Origin of the sequence: Caballeronia sp. AZ1_KS37 (assembly GCF_023631165.1) — a bacterium.
GTDB lineage: Bacteria > Pseudomonadota > Gammaproteobacteria > Burkholderiales > Burkholderiaceae > Caballeronia > Caballeronia zhejiangensis.
The window spans coordinates 67,234-82,166 of record NZ_JALQDP010000043.1 but is presented as its reverse complement, the minus strand read 5'-3'; the positions used below and the strand labels follow the sequence as shown (position 1 = coordinate 82,166).

Sequence of the window (14,933 nt, the reverse complement as noted above, 5' to 3'; positions counted from 1 at the left end):
GGGAGCCGCGCATGCCGACCCGCGTTCAAGACCTCGGCGCTGGACGGGTGTCCGCCGTGCGAGGCGCGACGGTCGATGTGAGATTTGACGCCTCGCCCTTGCCCTCAATCTTTGATTCCCTCGTAATCGATGTTGACGAAACGGCAACGCTTGTCGCAGAGGTCCAGGCTCACGTCGGTCTCACGACCGTACGCGCACTCGCTCTGCAGTCGACCGAAGGATTGCGCCGCGGCGCGACCGTCAGACGCGCCGGCGGCCCTATACGCGTGCCCGTTGGCGAGGCACTTCTGGGCAGGCTCATTGACGTGACGGGTGCGCCCCGCGACCATGGCGCGCCATTTCCCGACTCCACGCCCGATCGTCCCATTCATCGGGATCCGCCCGCCCTGGCCTCGCAGAGTGGCTCCAATGATTTGTTCTGGACCGGGATCAAGGTGATCGATCTGCTGATGCCCCTTGCGCAAGGCGGCAAGGCCGCGATGTTCGGCGGCGCCGGCGTCGGCAAGACCGTCATCGTCATGGAGCTGATCCATGCGATGGTCGAGCAGTATCAGGGCATTTCCGTGTTCGCCGGCATAGGCGAGCGCTCCCGCGAAGGCCACGAAATGCTGCTCGACATGAGCGCCTCGGGCGTCCTTGCGCGTACGGTGTTGGTCTACGGCCAGATGAACGAGCCGCCGGGCGCGCGTTGGCGAGCGCCGCTCACGGCGCTCGCCGTGGCGGAATACTTTCGGGATGAACGTCACCAGAACGTGCTGCTTCTGATGGACAACGTCTTCCGCTTCGTTCAGGCGGGCGCGGAAGTATCTGGACTTCTTGGGCGGCTGCCCTCGCGCGTCGGCTACCAGCCCACGCTCGCAACCGAAGTCGCTTCGCTGCAGGAGCGCATCGTGTCGGTGGGTGGTGCCGCTGTGACGGCGATCGAGGCGGTGTACGTTCCCGCCGACGACTTCACCGACCCTGCCGTCACCACGATCGCTGGCCACATGGACAGCGTCATTGTGCTGTCGCGCGCTATGGCCGCCGAGGGCATGTATCCGGCGGTCGATCCGATCGGCTCGTCATCCGTGCTGCTCGACGTCGCCATTGTCGGCGAGCGGCACGCTCGCGTCGCGATCGCGGTGCGCCGGGCGATCGAGCATTACCGCGAGCTGCAGGACGTGATCTCGCTGCTCGGCGTCGAGGAACTGGGCGCCGAAGACCGCCGCATCGTCATGCGCGCGAGGCGGCTGCAGCGCTTTCTCACTCAGCCCTTCGCGGTGACCGAAGCTTTCACGGGCGTTTTGGGCCGCTCCGTTGCAATCGACGACACGCTCGCCGGCTGCGAAGCGATTCTCGCCGGCGAGTGCGACGCGTGGCAGGAGAATTCGCTGTTCATGGTCGGCACGCTCGCCGAGGCGCGCGAGAAAGAACGCGCGAGCGCTGCGGCTTCCGCGGTGCAGGCGGAGCGCTCAGCATGAAGCCGACGCTGCATCTGACCATCGGTACGCCTGCGATCATCCTCGTCGATGCGTGGCGCGTCACGGCGTTACGCGCGGAGGATGAATCTGGCTGCTTCGGCATTCTGCCAGGCCACGCAGACTTCCTGACCGCGCTCGTGCCCACCGTGATCCGCTGGCGCGAGATCGCCGAAACAGGCGACGTCGCCACCGAGCATTTCTGCGCCGTGAAGGGAGGCGTGATGCGCGTCAACGACGGCGAACGCGTGTCGATCGCCTGTCGTGAAGGCATCAAAGGCGATTCGCTTCCAACGCTGGAAGCGCGCGTTCACGCCGCCCGGGAACAGGCACTCGACACCGCGCGGAGCGCGCGCGTCGAAGACATGCGCTTGCAGGCACAGGCACTGCGCCGGCTGCTGCGCTATCTGCGGCCGCATGCGAGCGCGCCAGGAAACACGCGCGCCACGAATGAGGACCCCACCCCATGAACGCGGACCATCGCGAAACGGACGCTGCGACCAAAGCCGCGCAACATGATCATCGTGCCGCCGCTGACAATCACACGGCACACGCGGCGCAGCGTGCGGCGCTGCGTCAGCGCAGATCCGAAAGCGACCCTGAGCCCTCACTCGGCAGCCGGTTCGGACAAATCGGTGTACTCGGCTGGGCCATTGTCATGCCGACGCTGCTCGGGCTCGCCATTGGCCACTGGCTCGACCGCCGCTTTGCGACGCGTGTGTTTTTCTCCGCGCCGCTTCTGATGCTCGGAGCGTGCGTCGGTCTATGGTCGGCCTGGAAATGGATGCATCGGCAAAATCGCGGAGACCGCGAATGATCCTGAATCTTCCACTTGCCGCGCGGGTTGTCATGGGGCCTCTTGCAGGCTTCGCGTTGGGCCTCGCGCACTTCGGCACGCTGGCCGCGAATGTGCGGCTCATCACGCATAACGCTCTCTGGCGCGCACTTGCTCTGCAGATTCTGCGTGTCGCGACGACGGTGCTCGTGTTCATGGCGATCGCGAGGCTCGGCCCGTTGGGCTTGCTCGGCGCGGCGGCCGGATTCCTCGTTGCGCGCACGGCAACGCTCGTCCGCGCCGAAAAACCGTCATGACAGCCTCACCGCTCGCAACGCTACCACTCTTTCACATCGGGCCAGTCGGCATATCGGCGCCGGTCGTGATCACGTGGGCGATCATGGCGGTGCTAACCCTCGCTTCGGTGGCTCTGACGAGTCGCCTTGCGCCTACCCCGACCAGAACTCAGGCCGCGCTTGAACTTCTTGTCGGCACGATCGACGCCGAGATCGGCGCCACCATGCAGGCTGGTCCCGCGCCGTATCGCGCGCTCATCGGCACGCTGTTTCTGCTGATCCTCGCGTGCAACTGGTCATCGCTCATTCCGGGCGTAGACCCGCCGACCGCCCATATCGAAACCGACGCGGCTCTGGCAGGTATCGTATTCTGCGCGACGATCGTATTCGGCATCCGCGCAAGAGGCCTGCGCGGCTATCTGATGAGTTTTGCCGAGCCCTCCTGGCTCATGATTCCGCTCAACCTCGTCGAGCAGATCACGCGCACGTTTTCCCTTTTCGTGCGGCTGTTCGGCAATGTGATGAGCGGCGCATTCGTCATCGGCATCGTGTTGTCGCTCGCAGCGCTCATCGTGCCGATTCCTCTCATGGCGTTCGACTTGCTGACGGGTGCGGTGCAGGCCTACATCTTCACCGTGCTCGCGATGGTCTTCATCGGAGCCACGCTCGCGGAATCCGGACACGCGGTATCAAAGAAGGAAGCTGAAAGATCATGAACGACGCCGTGTAACTCGTGAGCATCATCGCCGCAGCGCTTGCGGTGTCCTTCGGCGCGATCGGGCCTGCTCTGGCGGAAGGGCGCGCCGTCGCCGCTGCGATGGACGCCATCGCGCGGCAACCCGAGTCGGCGGGAACGCTTTCGCGCACGCTCTTCGTCGGTCTGGCGATGATAGAAACCATGGCGATTTACTGTCTCGTCGTCGCGCTTCTGCTGCTTTTCGCCAATCCCTTCGTAAGGTAAGAGGCGCGCTGCCATGCATATCGACTGGACGACGCTCGCGCTGCAGGCCGTCAATGCGCTGGTCCTGGTCTGGCTGCTCGCACGCTTCCTGTTTCGTCCCGTCGCGAAGATCATCGCTGACAGGCAAGGCGCGGCATCCGCGCTGATCGCCGAGGCCGCCGCCGCGAAAGCCGCCGCCGAAAACGCGCAGCGGCGCGCGGCCGACGAGAAGGCGCGTTTCGAAGCCGAGCGCGCGAAACTCTTCGACGCAACTGCCGCCGAGGCGCACACGCTCAAGGTGGCACTCGAGCAAGACGCGCAGGCGGATATCGCCGCGCTGCGCGCGCGGGCGCAAGCCGATATCGACGCCGCCCGTGACGCGGCTAGCCGCGCGGATGCCGAGCGCGCATCGTCGTTCGCGCTCGACATCGCCGCGCGCCTGTTCGAGCGGCTCGATCCCGCCGCGCGTATCTCCGGATTCGTCGAAAGTCTCGCGCGGCAGATCGCCGCTCTGCCCGAGGCCGTGTGCGAACAGATCGGCCGGAGCGACACGCCGATACAACTGAGCGTGCCCCGCGCGTTGAGCGAGACAGAAGCAGGCGCTTGCCGTGCAGCGCTCACGAAGGTCTTGCGCCGTGAGCCCCGCCTTGAAATTACGGTCGATGCCGGCCTGATCGCCGGCCTCGAACTGCGCACTGCGCATGTGATCGTGCGCGACAGCCTGCGCGCCGATCTCGAACGGTTGAAGGCCGAGCTGATCGGCAACGACTCGAATCATGGCTAGCCGGGTCCCCGACAACTGGCTCGCGCACAGCCGCGCCGCCCTCGCCCGCACGGTGTTCGCGCCACGCGCGGAGATGGTGGGGCGTGTCGAGCGCATCGCGGATTCGGTCGCGTCAGTTTCCGGCTTACCTGATGTTCGGCTGCACGAGCTGATGCGTTTCGAGAACGGCCGGACAGGATTTGCGCTCGCGCTCGACGATCACGCGATCGAGGCCGTCCTGCTCGACGACGGCGGCGCCATCGAAGCGGGTTCGCAAGTGAGCGCGACAGGTGAGCTTGTGGATGTGCCCGTCGGTGACGCGCTGCTTGGTCGCGTGGTGGATCCGCTGGGCCGTCCGCTGGATCGCGACGAGCCTGTGCTCGCCAGCGAGCGCCTGCCGATCGAACGGCCCGCGCCGGCGATCATCGAACGCGCTTTGGTGAGCGAGCCGATTGCCACTGGCATCCTGCTCATCGATGCGCTGTTCGCGATCGGACGCGGCCAGCGCGAGTTGATCATCGGTGACCGCGCGACCGGCAAGACGTCGATCGCGGTCGACGCCATGGTGAACCAGAAACACACCGATGTGATCTGCGTCTACGCGGCCATCGGCCAGCGCGCCACCGCCGTGCAGCGCGTGCTCGACGCGGTGCGCCGTCACGGCGATATCGCGCGCTGCGTATTCGTCGTCGCCTCGTCGGCTGCTTCGCCGGGACTGCAATGGATCGCGCCGTTCAGCGGTTTTTCGATTGCGGAGTACTTTCGCGATCGCGGACAGCACGCCCTCGTGGTCATCGATGATCTCACCCACCACGCGGCTACCCATCGCGAACTTGCGCTGCTGACGCGTGAGCCGCCGGGACGCGAGGCTTATCCCGGCGATGTGTTCTATCTGCACGCGCGCCTGCTCGAGCGCGCCGCGCAGCTTTCGCCCGGGCGCGGCGGCGGTTCGCTAACTGCCTTACCCATCGCGCAGACCGAAGGCGGCGACCTTTCGGGGTATATCCCGACCAACCTCATTTCCATCACGGATGGCCAGATCATGCTCGATGCACGGCTGTTTGCCGCGAATCAACGGCCTGCCGTCGATGTGGGACTGAGCGTGAGCCGGGTCGGCGGCAAGGCGCAAATCGCGCCGCTGCGCGCCGTCGCCGGGCGCCTGCGGCTCGATTACACGCAGTTCCTCGAACTGGAGATGTTCACCCGTTTCGGCGGGCTCACCGATGCGCGCGTCAAGGCGCAACTTGCGCGCGGCGAGCGCATTCGCGCGCTCATCACACAGCCGCGCTTCGCGGCGCTGCGTGCCGTGGACACGGTCGCCTTGCTCGCAGCGCTCGACGATGGCGTCTTCGATGCATTGCCTCCCGAAAGCATCGTTGATGCCCGCGAGCGGCTGCCCGCCCGCATCGATGCCAAATCGGGAGAAAGCACGCCGCTCGACGCATCCGCACGCGATGCGCTCGTCGCCCTGGTCCGCGAGCTCGTCAATGAGCCTCGGGCGCGCGATGCCGATTGGAGCGCATCGTCATGACCGAACGCATGGGCGCGTTGCGGGAGCACATCGACAGTGTGCGCGAACTGGAATCGGTCGTGAACGCGATGCGCGCCATTGCGGCGGCGAGATCGCGCGAGGCACAAGAACGCATCGCGGGAATCCAGTCCTGCTCGCTGGTGATCGGAGAAGCGATCGCCGACGCGCTCCGGCTTGACGATCCGTCCCGTGGCGAAGCGGCGACAAGCGATCTGCGTGCGTCGAACCATATCATCGTATTGCTGTGCGCCGAACAAGGGTTCGTCGGCACGTTCAACGAACATATCGTCGCAAGCGCTGACGCCGCACATGAGGCAGACAAGACCGAGTACTTCGTGATGGGCACGCGCGGCGAGACTGTGGCGCGAGAACAGGGTCTTGCCATCGTTTGGGCCGGGTCGATGCCCATCCATGCCGACGAGGTGCCCGTTCTTGCCGATCGCCTTGCCGATGCGCTGTATGATCAGTTGCGAGCGGCGCACGCCTCGCGCGTCTCGCTCGTGCATGCGCAACGCGCGCCGGGCCCCTCACCCACGCTGGTCCGGCACGCGCTGTTGCCCTTCGATTTCGCGCGCTTCACACGTCCGTGCTCGCGAGCGCGGCGTTCTCCGCCACTCGTGTCGATGCGGGCGGCGACGTTGCTCGCAAAGCTCGCGCAGGAATACGTGTTTGCGCAATTATGCGAGGCCATCATGCTCTCGTATGCGGCCGAAAACGAAGCCCGCATGCGTGCGATGAGCGCCGCGCTGGACAATGTTCACCAGACTGCGCGGCGCCTTTCGGGTTCCTTTTGCCGGCTGCGGCAGGAGATGGTGACAGCGGAAATCGTTGAGTTATCTGCGGGGACTCGGGCAACCAGTAGCCTTCCGGAGCATCGAAACCTTAACTGACTCCGGCACGCGCGCGGCGCCCCCGATCGACTGACGAATGCACGCCCCGACCAAGCGTGCTGCGTCAGAAGGCTAGTGCTAGGCGGGAACGCGAGTGAGCAACAGATCTTGCAACTTGATCGCGAAGCAGCGCAATGAAGTGAGCGATCCGGCGATGCTCTGATACTTCTCACGCCCGATTTGGCCGTCAAGCGTGATGAGCATGCCAGCATCTCTTGCCAGGGAAATCAACGTGGCCATTTCATCGCAGCATGCCTCGCCGGTCGTGGTCAGGACGTTGTGAGACGGATGGAATCCTTGAGCAGGATCGCCCGTTCCGTTGACGTGGTCATCGCTCATTGCAACCTCCCGCATCGGTAGACGTGACTGTGCACTATCAGTATCGGTGTCATCCCGGTACGCAGCAATCAGCCCTGGCTGAAATGGCGGTAGGACTTCTTGAATGTCTGTCAGGGGAACCCTACACGACCTCCGCCGACGTTGATGGCGTGAGGACGATCAGCGTGGCGCTGACAATCTCGGCACGAACCAGTCGACGGCGAGACGTGCCACGCGCTCCAACGCGCCGGTTTCCTCGAAGAGATGAGTGGCCTTCGGTACCAGGACCAACTTTCGCTCACACATCATCTGGTCCGACGCGCGGCGATTGAGTTCGATCACTTCCCTGTCGCGGGCGCCGACAATCCAGCGTCGGTGCTTCGACCCGAGCCAGCGCCTCATCTGCAAGGTCAGGGCGTCCGCCCCTTGATACGACCGCGTGCACCTCGTGCCGCGCGGCGGCGACGATGAGCGCGGCGGCTGCGCCGGTGCTCGCGCCGAATAATCCGATCGCCAGTCCGCTCATTTCCCGGCAAGCCGACAACCAGTCCAGCACGCATGATAGACGGCGCGCCAGTAGCGGGATATCGAAGCGATACTCCGCAGTGAGAGAATCCCGCTCGGCCTCGTCGTGCACCAGCAAGTCAAAAAGCAGCATCGCCAAGCCGGAAGCTTGCAACGATCTCGCAACGGCCCGATTGCGAGGGCTCAAACGGCTGCTGCCGCTACCATGAACGAATACGACGATGCCGCTTGCCTGGTCTGGGATGACCAGCGCTCCTTGCAATTGGAGTTGGTCAGCCGGCAAGCTGACCTCGAACACCTTCACGCTTCTCCCTCCTCTGGAAGCGCTGTTCGTTCGCTCTGACCAGCAGCCTTCCAGCCCGTCGGAGGCAAAAGCGGCTCCAGCGCACTGGTCTCGTCGAGATGGAAGACTGCGTCGAATTGATGCGCAAGCGACGCTACGAAGTAGTGACTCTCACGCTCTGTTCTTGGCAGATACAAGACACCAATGGCTCGTTCAAGCAGCGTTTCCTGCAAGGGCGCCGCCGCCGCGTCCCTCAGCGGCAGGAAGAACCGATCGAGTCCGGTCGTATGAAACAGATGCTCCCAGCTGTCCGGCAGCGCCGTGCAGACACGCTTCAGTTCAACTTCACCGTCCCATCGAGAAGCCGCGGAAACAAGGCCTGTATAGGTCGTGAATCCTACGAGCAACGCCTTCTTCCCGACTTGTTCACGCACGAGTTGCCCTAAATTCCACTCCCTCCGCTGGTGTGATTCGGTCGCCCGCGCATCGCCGAGATGAGAGTTGTGCGCCCATACGACAATACGTCCTGCACCGCCGCGTCGGACCCTGTATTTGGCCAACGCGAACAGCGTTCTGGCCATATGAGCATCTCTCAGGTTCCATGTGTTGAGCCGGCCGGTGAACATCTCTCGGTAGTAGGCTTCCGCGTTGACCACGACCCGCGCGTTTTGCTCAGCAAAGAACTGTGCATCGAGCGCATCGAGCCCGTCGCGCGACAAATACTCAAACTCCTCCGCGCGCAGACGGGCAAGCTGTTCGATGACGGCCGCGCTCGCCGGAGTCCTCGCGCCCACCGCGACAGCGTAACCATACGACTGCGGCTCCCGTACGTGATCGAGCGCTTCGTAACGAGCGCGCGCCATATCAGCCTGAACGGGATCAACTGCTTCGAGGTAACGGATCACCGCATCCGCGGACCGGTACAGACTGTACAGATCGAGTCCATATACACCGACTCGATTCTCAGAGTGATGTTTCGAGTTATGCACACGCAGCCATCTAACGAACTCGAGCATCTCGCGGTTGCGCCACATCCACGTCGGGAACCGGTTGAAGGCATCGAGCGACGCGCTCGCATCGATATCGTCATCGAGTTGCACGTACCGGTTGACCCGCCACGTATCGGGCCAGTCGCCTTCGATCGCGACCCCGTCAAAGCCGTGTTCCTCGATCAGTCGCCGGGTGATCGCGGCGCGCATACGGTAGAAGTCTGCCGTGCCGTGCGTCGCCTCGCCGAGAAGCACGTAATCACACCCGGACGTCATATCGATCAGGGCATCATAGTCCGATGGTCTGTCGAGCAGGCGTTGACCTAACTCGTGCACTGCGAGGAAGGGAGTCTTGGATGGCTGCACGGCGTGCTCCTTTGCACGATCTCGAGTCCCGGCTCGGCAACTTGCGGGAGTCAGGCTGTCAGGCTCGCAAGCGTATGCGTGACTTCGTCATCGCTGACCTGATCGAAATGCTGATAAAAGCCACCGACGCCCATCATGTTCGCGGCTTCGATACGGCACACGAATTCCACGCCCATCGCCTCGATTTCATATCGGAAATGCTCGGGCGCTACCGGAACCGCAACCACGACATGAGCTGGGAGCCTCGATTGCAGCATTGACAGGGCAACGCGTATCGATGAGCCAGTCGCAATGCCGTCGTCGACCAGAATGACCGTCTTGCCCTCGATCGATACCGCTTCGCGCGAACCGCGATACAAATTTTCTCGCCGCTCCAACTCGACTCGTTGCTGAGCGACGGCATCGGTCAGTACTTCGGGCGATATGCGGAACGCCCGCACGACGGGTTCGTTGATAAAGGTCACACCCCCGCTTGCAATCGCGCCCATTGCCAACTCGGGATCATCAGGCAAGCCAAGTTTGCGCACGATCAGCACGTCCAGTGGCACATTGAGCATGCGCGCAACTTCGGCCGCGACCGGGACGCCTCCGCGCGGCAGCGCAAGGACGACAACATCGCTCCGACCAGCGAATTCGTGCAGGGCGTGCGCGAGTTTGATGCCCGCGTCCGTTCTGTCGATAAATGGAAAGCTCATGCTGGCCTCGTCGTTGGAAAGAAAAGCTCGATGTCGGTTTGGCGGACGCCCGTCAGTCGCCGTGTCCGATGCGGATCTCGTCGCGCACCGTATGGACGCCATCAAGGGAACGAACCGTGTCGTATGCGAGCTTTTTCGCGGCTGGCGACGACACTGTGCCTCGCAGCGTCACCGTGCCGTGCGCAACCAGTACTTCGATATCGTCCGCTTCGATGTCGGCCGCCCGGCGCAGGGCCGCATGGATACCTGTAATCGCCTGCATTTGAGTCTGGCGGTCACTCACCCGCAACAGGTTGACTAGTCCAGTGACGCCGGTCAGACGCGCGACGGCATGCTCCGCGAGTTTTTTCTGAAACGACCAGGGCATCTCACCCGACAAGGTGACACACCCGTGAGCGACGTCAACGTCGATGGCGTCGGCGGGAAGGCACGCCTCCCATTTCAGGGCCGCGTGAACGTCCGAAGCCAGCGCGGCGTCGGTGCGCCGCGCGTCGGGCGGCAACTCAACGACCAGGCAGTCGGTCACCGAGGCGACCCCCGACAGCCCTCCGACGATCTCGCATGCAACTACCTTGCTCGCGAAGCTTCTGACGCTTCCCCGCAGTGTCACGTGTCCGTCGTGGACATCTGCGAACACCGGTTCCGAAGCGAAGTGCGGATCGTGCTGAAGCACGTTGATCGTTTCAACGAACAAGGCATTGTCGGATTGCGGAGAGCCTTCAGCGGCAGGTTCCTCATTTGCGAGTGCGATCTGGCTGGGTGCGGTGACTTCCGCTGGCCGCAAGGTTATCGTGCTCATGTCAGTCGTCCCAGGCTGCGTTCGGCTTTTAGTTCGAGCCACCTCGAATTGGCCATACCGGCCGTTACGGCTGGGCTCATGCCCGGAATCCACCCCAAAGATCTCATGATCGGCCTCCCTGTACGGAGCAATGCTCCGCTACATATGCAATGCTGACTGCACACTGCCCGTTCGCTCGCGATTGCGCGCGTTCGCAAGAAGCGACGACAGCATCGCCATGTCTCGGCCGTACGCTTCCATGAGATCGTCCAGGGACAGCACTCCGACGACGCGATCCTCACCGCATGTGACCGCGAGACGCCGTACGCCATGACTGAGCATCGTTTGCACGGCATCGACGCTGTCGGCCTGCGCGTCCACGGTCAGCATGCCCGGCGTCACGACTTCGCCAACGAGAATATCGGCCGGTGCGACGCCCTGTGCCACAGTCTTCAAGACGATGTCCCGGTCGGTGACCACGCCGATGGCCCGGCCCGACTCGCCGCCTTCTGTGACCGCGAGCGCGCCGACGTGCTGATCGCGCATTTGCTTGGCGGCTTCCTGCACGGTGCATGACATGGGAATGTGCACGGTACCCTTGCTATACATATCTGCGACCTTCATCTAATTCTCCTCGTCGTTGCGCCCGCCTTAAGGCGCCCGCGCAATGGTGTATGGACCGACTATTCCCTCGTTATCAAGGCGCCGTGCGCTGCCGCGGTGTCATTTGCCCAATCCGCACGAGCAACGACACCGTATGGCGTATGGGAGGCAGTACGTCGTTTTCGAGGTATGCGGAAATTCTCTGTATCTCCAAGGTCCGTTCGGACTCGAGCGGCGTCTTCAGAGCATTGCCGTTGGCCCCGTCCCCCACCCAGGAGCGGGAATACCGTCGTATGCCGTCGACCTCGTATCTGTAGCGGTGCCACCACCAACACTCGCGCTCGTCGCCCGTGTCCCGACATCCACCCGACTCACGTTCACAAGCCATTGCGCCGACGCGGGACGTATTAAGGGTTCTCAGCGTGTCGATTGCCGCCAAGCCCGTTCGCGCGGCCAGGCTTGAATAAGCACTCACCGCCCTGGCATCCGATGCCTCGCCACTTCGAAGCGCCTGTTCTTGCAGAGCGCACAGACGCAGCAGAGAACCAAGCAGATAGGCCTCGATGGCGACGGCAAACCCGTGGTCCAAGTTCTGAAGGCTGCCGACAGGAAAGGCCTGGTTCTCAAGGATCATCCTGAGCAGGCCCTCGGCGCCTTCGGATCCCTGTTCATATCGCGTTGCGAGAGCGAGAAAGGTCCGGAAGTCGCTGGCGAGCGCGTCAATTGACTCAGCTTCGGGCAAACATCTCAGGAGCGCGCCGAGTTCGAACACGAGTTCGTGCACCAGTGCGGCGACACTGTCCGCATTCAGGCTTTTTGCACGCTTCAGACTGCGCATGCCCTCACCTCGCTCCAGACCGTCGGCAATCTGCCAAGCCTCGCCGCACGCCGAAGCCCAAGCCCAAGCCGACGGCATCTGAACCGTGGCCGGTGTTCCGAATGACGGGCCATGCACGTCGAGGTATGCGCGCAGGCGCTTCAATGTCGAATGGCTGCCTTGACTCATGCCGCATCCTCCTGAGCTGATCGGTCGGCCACCTCGGCCAAGCGTGCCCTCAGGTTATCGTCACTTCCCCGCCGTCAATTGACACGGATCAATCATCAATTGAAGCGTGCGTCGATTCCATCGAGCGGCAGGGCCTTAAATCGTCCGGTGGTTTGATGCAAGTCAACCGCTTCAACGCGCATCGTGGGTTGAATAGGCAGGTCAAGGCTAACCTCATCGAGAAGCACGACATGACGGCAAAGTCACTCGTATTCCATCAATCAGCGCGCCATTTGCTGCTCAACGGTGTGAACGTGCTAGCGGAGGCCGTAAAGGTCACCCTCGGGCCTGGAGGACGAAATGTGATCCTTCAGCGCGAGGGGGGCCCACCGATCGTGGCCAATTCAGGCGTTGTGGTTGCGAGCGCCATCGAGCTCGTCGATCCTTTCGAGGAAATGGGGGCGCGGCTGCTGCGGGAAGTTGCGACGAAGACCAGTGAGGTTGCGGGCGATGGCACGACGACTGCGACGACACTCGCTCAGGCGATGGTCATAGAAGGCATGAAATGCGTCACCGCGGGGCACGACCCGATGGAGCTCAAGCGCGCCATCGAGGACGCTGGCAAGCGTGTCGTTGCGGCGCTGCACGAAATGTCTAGGCCGTGCTCCACCAGCGATGCCATGCGCAACATCGCGACCATCTCCGCGAGTGGAGATGCAAGCATCGGAGAGCTCGTCGCCCGTGCCGTCGGTCGTGTTGGGCAGGAAGGCGCCGTGAGCATCGAGGACGGCTCGCGCCTCGAGGATGAGCTCGATGTGGTGGAAGGCTCGGTCATCGAGCGCGGGTATTTATCCGCCTTGTTCACCCAGCCTGAGCATCCCGAGGTCGTATTGGAGGAGCCCCGCGTCCTGTTGTGCGATATGAACATCAGCTCTGTCGCGCAGTTGCTTCCTGTGCTCGAGGCCGTCAGCGGAAGCGGCAAGCCGCTGCTGATCGTCGCAAACGAAGTCGAAGGCGAAGCGCTCGCGACCCTGGTCGTCAATCACCTGCGCGGCACGCTCAAATCGTGCGCCATCCGATCTCCCGGCTTCGGCGATGCTCGTGGCGAGCAGCTCGCCGATCTTGCGGCGTTGACGGGTGCGACCGTCATTTCCCCTCAGATGGGCCGTACCCTGGAACAAGCCACACCGACCGACCTCGGCAGCGCGCGTCGCGTCGAGGTGGGCCGCGAGAAGTCGATTCTGATCGCGGCGCAAACGAACGGACATGCTGTGGCCGACCGCGTCGCCGGACTTAGAAGGCGGCTGAGCGATGCGAAGACGAAATACGACCGTGAGGCACTTGAGTTGCGCCTGACCAAACTCTCGGGTGGCGTTGCCGTCATTCGGGTCGGCGCTGCCACCGAAACCGGGCTGCGCGAGCGCAAGAGCCGCTTCGAGGACGCGCTTCATGCAACACGTGCGGCAGTGGAGGAAGGCATCGTGGCGGGTGGCGGCGTGGCGCTCTTACGCGCACGCGCCGCGCTCACGCCGCGTGAAAGTGAGTCGGACACGTGGCGCACGGGGGCATGCATTGTCCACGAAGCGCTGGCGGCGCCGCTGCGGCAAATCGCGCAGAATGCGGGCGCCGATGCGCAGACGGTCGTGCACAAGGTTGCGGAGGCGCACGACACACAGGGCTATGACGCCGCGCACGATCGCTACCTCGACATGTTCGACGCCGGCATCGTCGATCCGCTGAAGGTGACGCGCTCGGCCCTTCAAAACGCGATATCGGTCGCCTCGCTGCTGATGACGACCGATTGCATGGTGGCGCAGCAACCGGCGCTCGCGACGGCAAATCGTGGAGGAAACGTGCCCAGCTATTTGAGCGAGGAATTTTAAACGCGCAACTCGACACCTTAGCCGACCACAAAGTAACCCGGGCACCGAGGAGTCTTCATGCCTTACGCGACGAACGCCGACTTGCCGTCAGCGGTGCGGCTTCATTTGCCTCCGCACGCTCAGGACATTTACCGCGCCGCATTTAACCATGCATTTGAAGATCATCGCAACGATCCGCGGCGCGAGGAAGCAGCTCACCGGATTGCCTGGGCAGGCGTAAAGCGCCTGTATGAGAAGCAGGACCGATTCTGGGTTCGCAAGGCCGCTGTCTGGAACAACGCCGATTAGCCGCCGGCTAGTTTTGTCCACCATCCGACTTGCTCGAACAACGACGTTGTTGTTAACGGGCAGAATGAAGGAAGCGGCATCATGACACTTAGCGCCAATTTCGATCCGGTCGGTGACGACTACCGGCTTTGTTTCGTGCGCGTCCCCTGGGCGTTCTTCACTCGCGTCGCACTTGACCGTCAATGGGGGGAACACTGGGACCAAGCCCCCTACGAACTCCATGCCGGGTTACCCGATTCCAGCAGAATCCATCCGATTCTCAAAGTGGCTTTCGACGGTCCGTTCTTTCCGCCCGAAGCAGGCCGCAACGGACACTCGCTTAGTGTGCGTGAACTCAATGAGGGCGCGGCGCCGTGGCTGCGCACCGAGAGCTATTTTCACGGCGAACCGGTGCACATCAAGGCGGGCGTGACCTTGCGTCAATTCCATCTTCTCGTCAGCGTAGCCGGTGGAACCCTATATGGTCCGATCGATTGGGGAGAGCTGTCCAAAGGGCGGGATCTCACGACGGCCCATAGCGCTTGAAACATCCGCCCGCTTCGCGTCTTAGCGCTGCCCGGCCGGGAAG

The 14,933-nt window shown here is 63.2% G+C and carries 18 protein-coding genes and 1 pseudogene; 12 read left to right on the top strand and 7 right to left on the bottom strand.

The features are described 5' to 3' along the window. Window positions 1–11 precede the first annotated feature (11 nt). From atpD to NCS00_RS29455, 9 genes are read left to right on the top strand one after another with little or no spacing between them, the layout of a single operon-like run. A complete protein-coding gene (atpD, locus tag NCS00_RS29495) occupies window positions 12–1,460 on the top strand; it encodes a F0F1 ATP synthase subunit beta (RefSeq protein WP_250441769.1) in 1,449 nt (482 codons plus the stop codon). Beyond that, window positions 1,457–1,927 carry a F0F1 ATP synthase subunit epsilon gene (locus NCS00_RS29490; RefSeq protein ID WP_250441768.1) on the top strand — a complete coding sequence of 157 codons (471 nt, stop codon included), beginning with the start codon at window positions 1,457–1,459 and terminating at the stop codon, window positions 1,925–1,927. Before atpD ends, NCS00_RS29490 begins: the two co-directional genes overlap by 4 nt. Further along, a complete protein-coding gene (locus tag NCS00_RS29485) occupies window positions 1,924–2,274 on the top strand; it encodes an AtpZ/AtpI family protein (RefSeq protein WP_250441767.1) in 351 nt (116 codons plus the stop codon). The genes NCS00_RS29490 and NCS00_RS29485 overlap by 4 nt, the downstream gene beginning before the upstream one ends. After that, window positions 2,271–2,549, top strand: coding sequence for an N-ATPase subunit AtpR (locus NCS00_RS29480; protein ID WP_250441766.1), 279 nt, complete (start codon window positions 2,271–2,273; stop codon window positions 2,547–2,549). Before NCS00_RS29485 ends, NCS00_RS29480 begins: the two co-directional genes overlap by 4 nt. Beyond that, window positions 2,546–3,244: a F0F1 ATP synthase subunit A gene (locus NCS00_RS29475; protein ID WP_250441765.1), complete on the top strand. Its 699-nt coding sequence runs from the start codon at window positions 2,546–2,548 to the stop codon at window positions 3,242–3,244. Before NCS00_RS29480 ends, NCS00_RS29475 begins: the two co-directional genes overlap by 4 nt. Window positions 3,245–3,261: 17 nt before the next feature. Continuing rightward, entirely contained in the window at window positions 3,262–3,489 is a 228-nt protein-coding gene (locus tag NCS00_RS29470) for a F0F1 ATP synthase subunit C (RefSeq protein WP_250441764.1), read from the top strand. Window positions 3,490–3,502: 13 nt separating this feature from the next. Then, window positions 3,503–4,252 (top strand): F0F1 ATP synthase subunit delta, encoded by a 750-nt coding sequence (locus tag NCS00_RS29465; RefSeq protein WP_250441763.1) that lies wholly within the window; start codon window positions 3,503–3,505, stop codon window positions 4,250–4,252. Continuing rightward, entirely contained in the window at window positions 4,245–5,762 is a 1,518-nt protein-coding gene (locus NCS00_RS29460; RefSeq protein WP_250441762.1) for a F0F1 ATP synthase subunit alpha, read from the top strand. The genes NCS00_RS29465 and NCS00_RS29460 overlap by 8 nt, the downstream gene beginning before the upstream one ends. Then, the gene (locus NCS00_RS29455; RefSeq protein WP_250441761.1) at window positions 5,759–6,652 is read left to right on the top strand and encodes a F0F1 ATP synthase subunit gamma; all 894 of its coding nucleotides are present in this window, start codon (window positions 5,759–5,761) and stop codon (window positions 6,650–6,652) included. Before NCS00_RS29460 ends, NCS00_RS29455 begins: the two co-directional genes overlap by 4 nt. Window positions 6,653–6,730: 78 nt before the next feature. Here the strand turns inward: NCS00_RS29455 and NCS00_RS29450 are convergent, their stop codons facing one another. The 7 genes and pseudogenes from NCS00_RS29450 to NCS00_RS29420 form a co-directional block, all read right to left on the bottom strand. Continuing rightward, window positions 6,731–6,991 carry a hypothetical protein gene (locus NCS00_RS29450; protein WP_035504323.1) on the bottom strand — a complete coding sequence of 87 codons (261 nt, stop codon included), beginning with the start codon at window positions 6,989–6,991 and terminating at the stop codon, window positions 6,731–6,733. A 159-nt stretch (window positions 6,992–7,150) separates the two neighbouring features. Continuing rightward, window positions 7,151–7,799: pseudogene (locus tag NCS00_RS29445) on the bottom strand (dienelactone hydrolase family protein). After that, window positions 7,796–9,133, bottom strand: a complete 1,338-nt coding sequence (locus NCS00_RS29440; RefSeq protein WP_250441760.1) for an erythromycin esterase family protein — start codon at window positions 9,131–9,133, stop codon at window positions 7,796–7,798. Before NCS00_RS29440 ends, NCS00_RS29445 begins: the two are co-directional and overlap by 4 nt. 50 nt (window positions 9,134–9,183) lie before the next feature. After that, window positions 9,184–9,828, bottom strand: coding sequence for a phosphoribosyltransferase (locus NCS00_RS29435; RefSeq protein ID WP_250441759.1), 645 nt, complete (start codon window positions 9,826–9,828; stop codon window positions 9,184–9,186). A gap of 52 nt (window positions 9,829–9,880) precedes the next feature. Next, on the bottom strand, window positions 9,881–10,627 hold the full coding sequence (locus NCS00_RS29430) for a BON domain-containing protein (protein WP_250441758.1): 747 nt from the start codon (window positions 10,625–10,627) through the stop codon (window positions 9,881–9,883). Between the two features lie 138 nt (window positions 10,628–10,765). Beyond that, window positions 10,766–11,230 carry a CBS domain-containing protein gene (locus tag NCS00_RS29425; protein ID WP_250441757.1) on the bottom strand — a complete coding sequence of 155 codons (465 nt, stop codon included), beginning with the start codon at window positions 11,228–11,230 and terminating at the stop codon, window positions 10,766–10,768. Window positions 11,231–11,303: 73 nt separating this feature from the next. Continuing rightward, window positions 11,304–12,215 carry a hypothetical protein gene (locus tag NCS00_RS29420; RefSeq protein WP_250441756.1) on the bottom strand — a complete coding sequence of 304 codons (912 nt, stop codon included), beginning with the start codon at window positions 12,213–12,215 and terminating at the stop codon, window positions 11,304–11,306. Window positions 12,216–12,445: 230 nt separating this feature from the next. Between NCS00_RS29420 and groL the strand changes: the two genes are divergently transcribed. From groL to NCS00_RS29405, 3 genes are all read left to right on the top strand, one after another. Next, entirely contained in the window at window positions 12,446–14,077 is a 1,632-nt protein-coding gene (groL, locus tag NCS00_RS29415; protein ID WP_250442072.1) for a chaperonin GroEL, read from the top strand. Between the two features lie 57 nt (window positions 14,078–14,134). Continuing rightward, on the top strand, window positions 14,135–14,365 hold the full coding sequence (locus tag NCS00_RS29410) for a ChaB family protein (protein ID WP_075583888.1): 231 nt from the start codon (window positions 14,135–14,137) through the stop codon (window positions 14,363–14,365). An 81-nt stretch (window positions 14,366–14,446) separates the two neighbouring features. Continuing rightward, entirely contained in the window at window positions 14,447–14,890 is a 444-nt protein-coding gene (locus NCS00_RS29405; RefSeq protein WP_250441755.1) for a hypothetical protein, read from the top strand. Window positions 14,891–14,933: the final 43 nt, after the last annotated feature.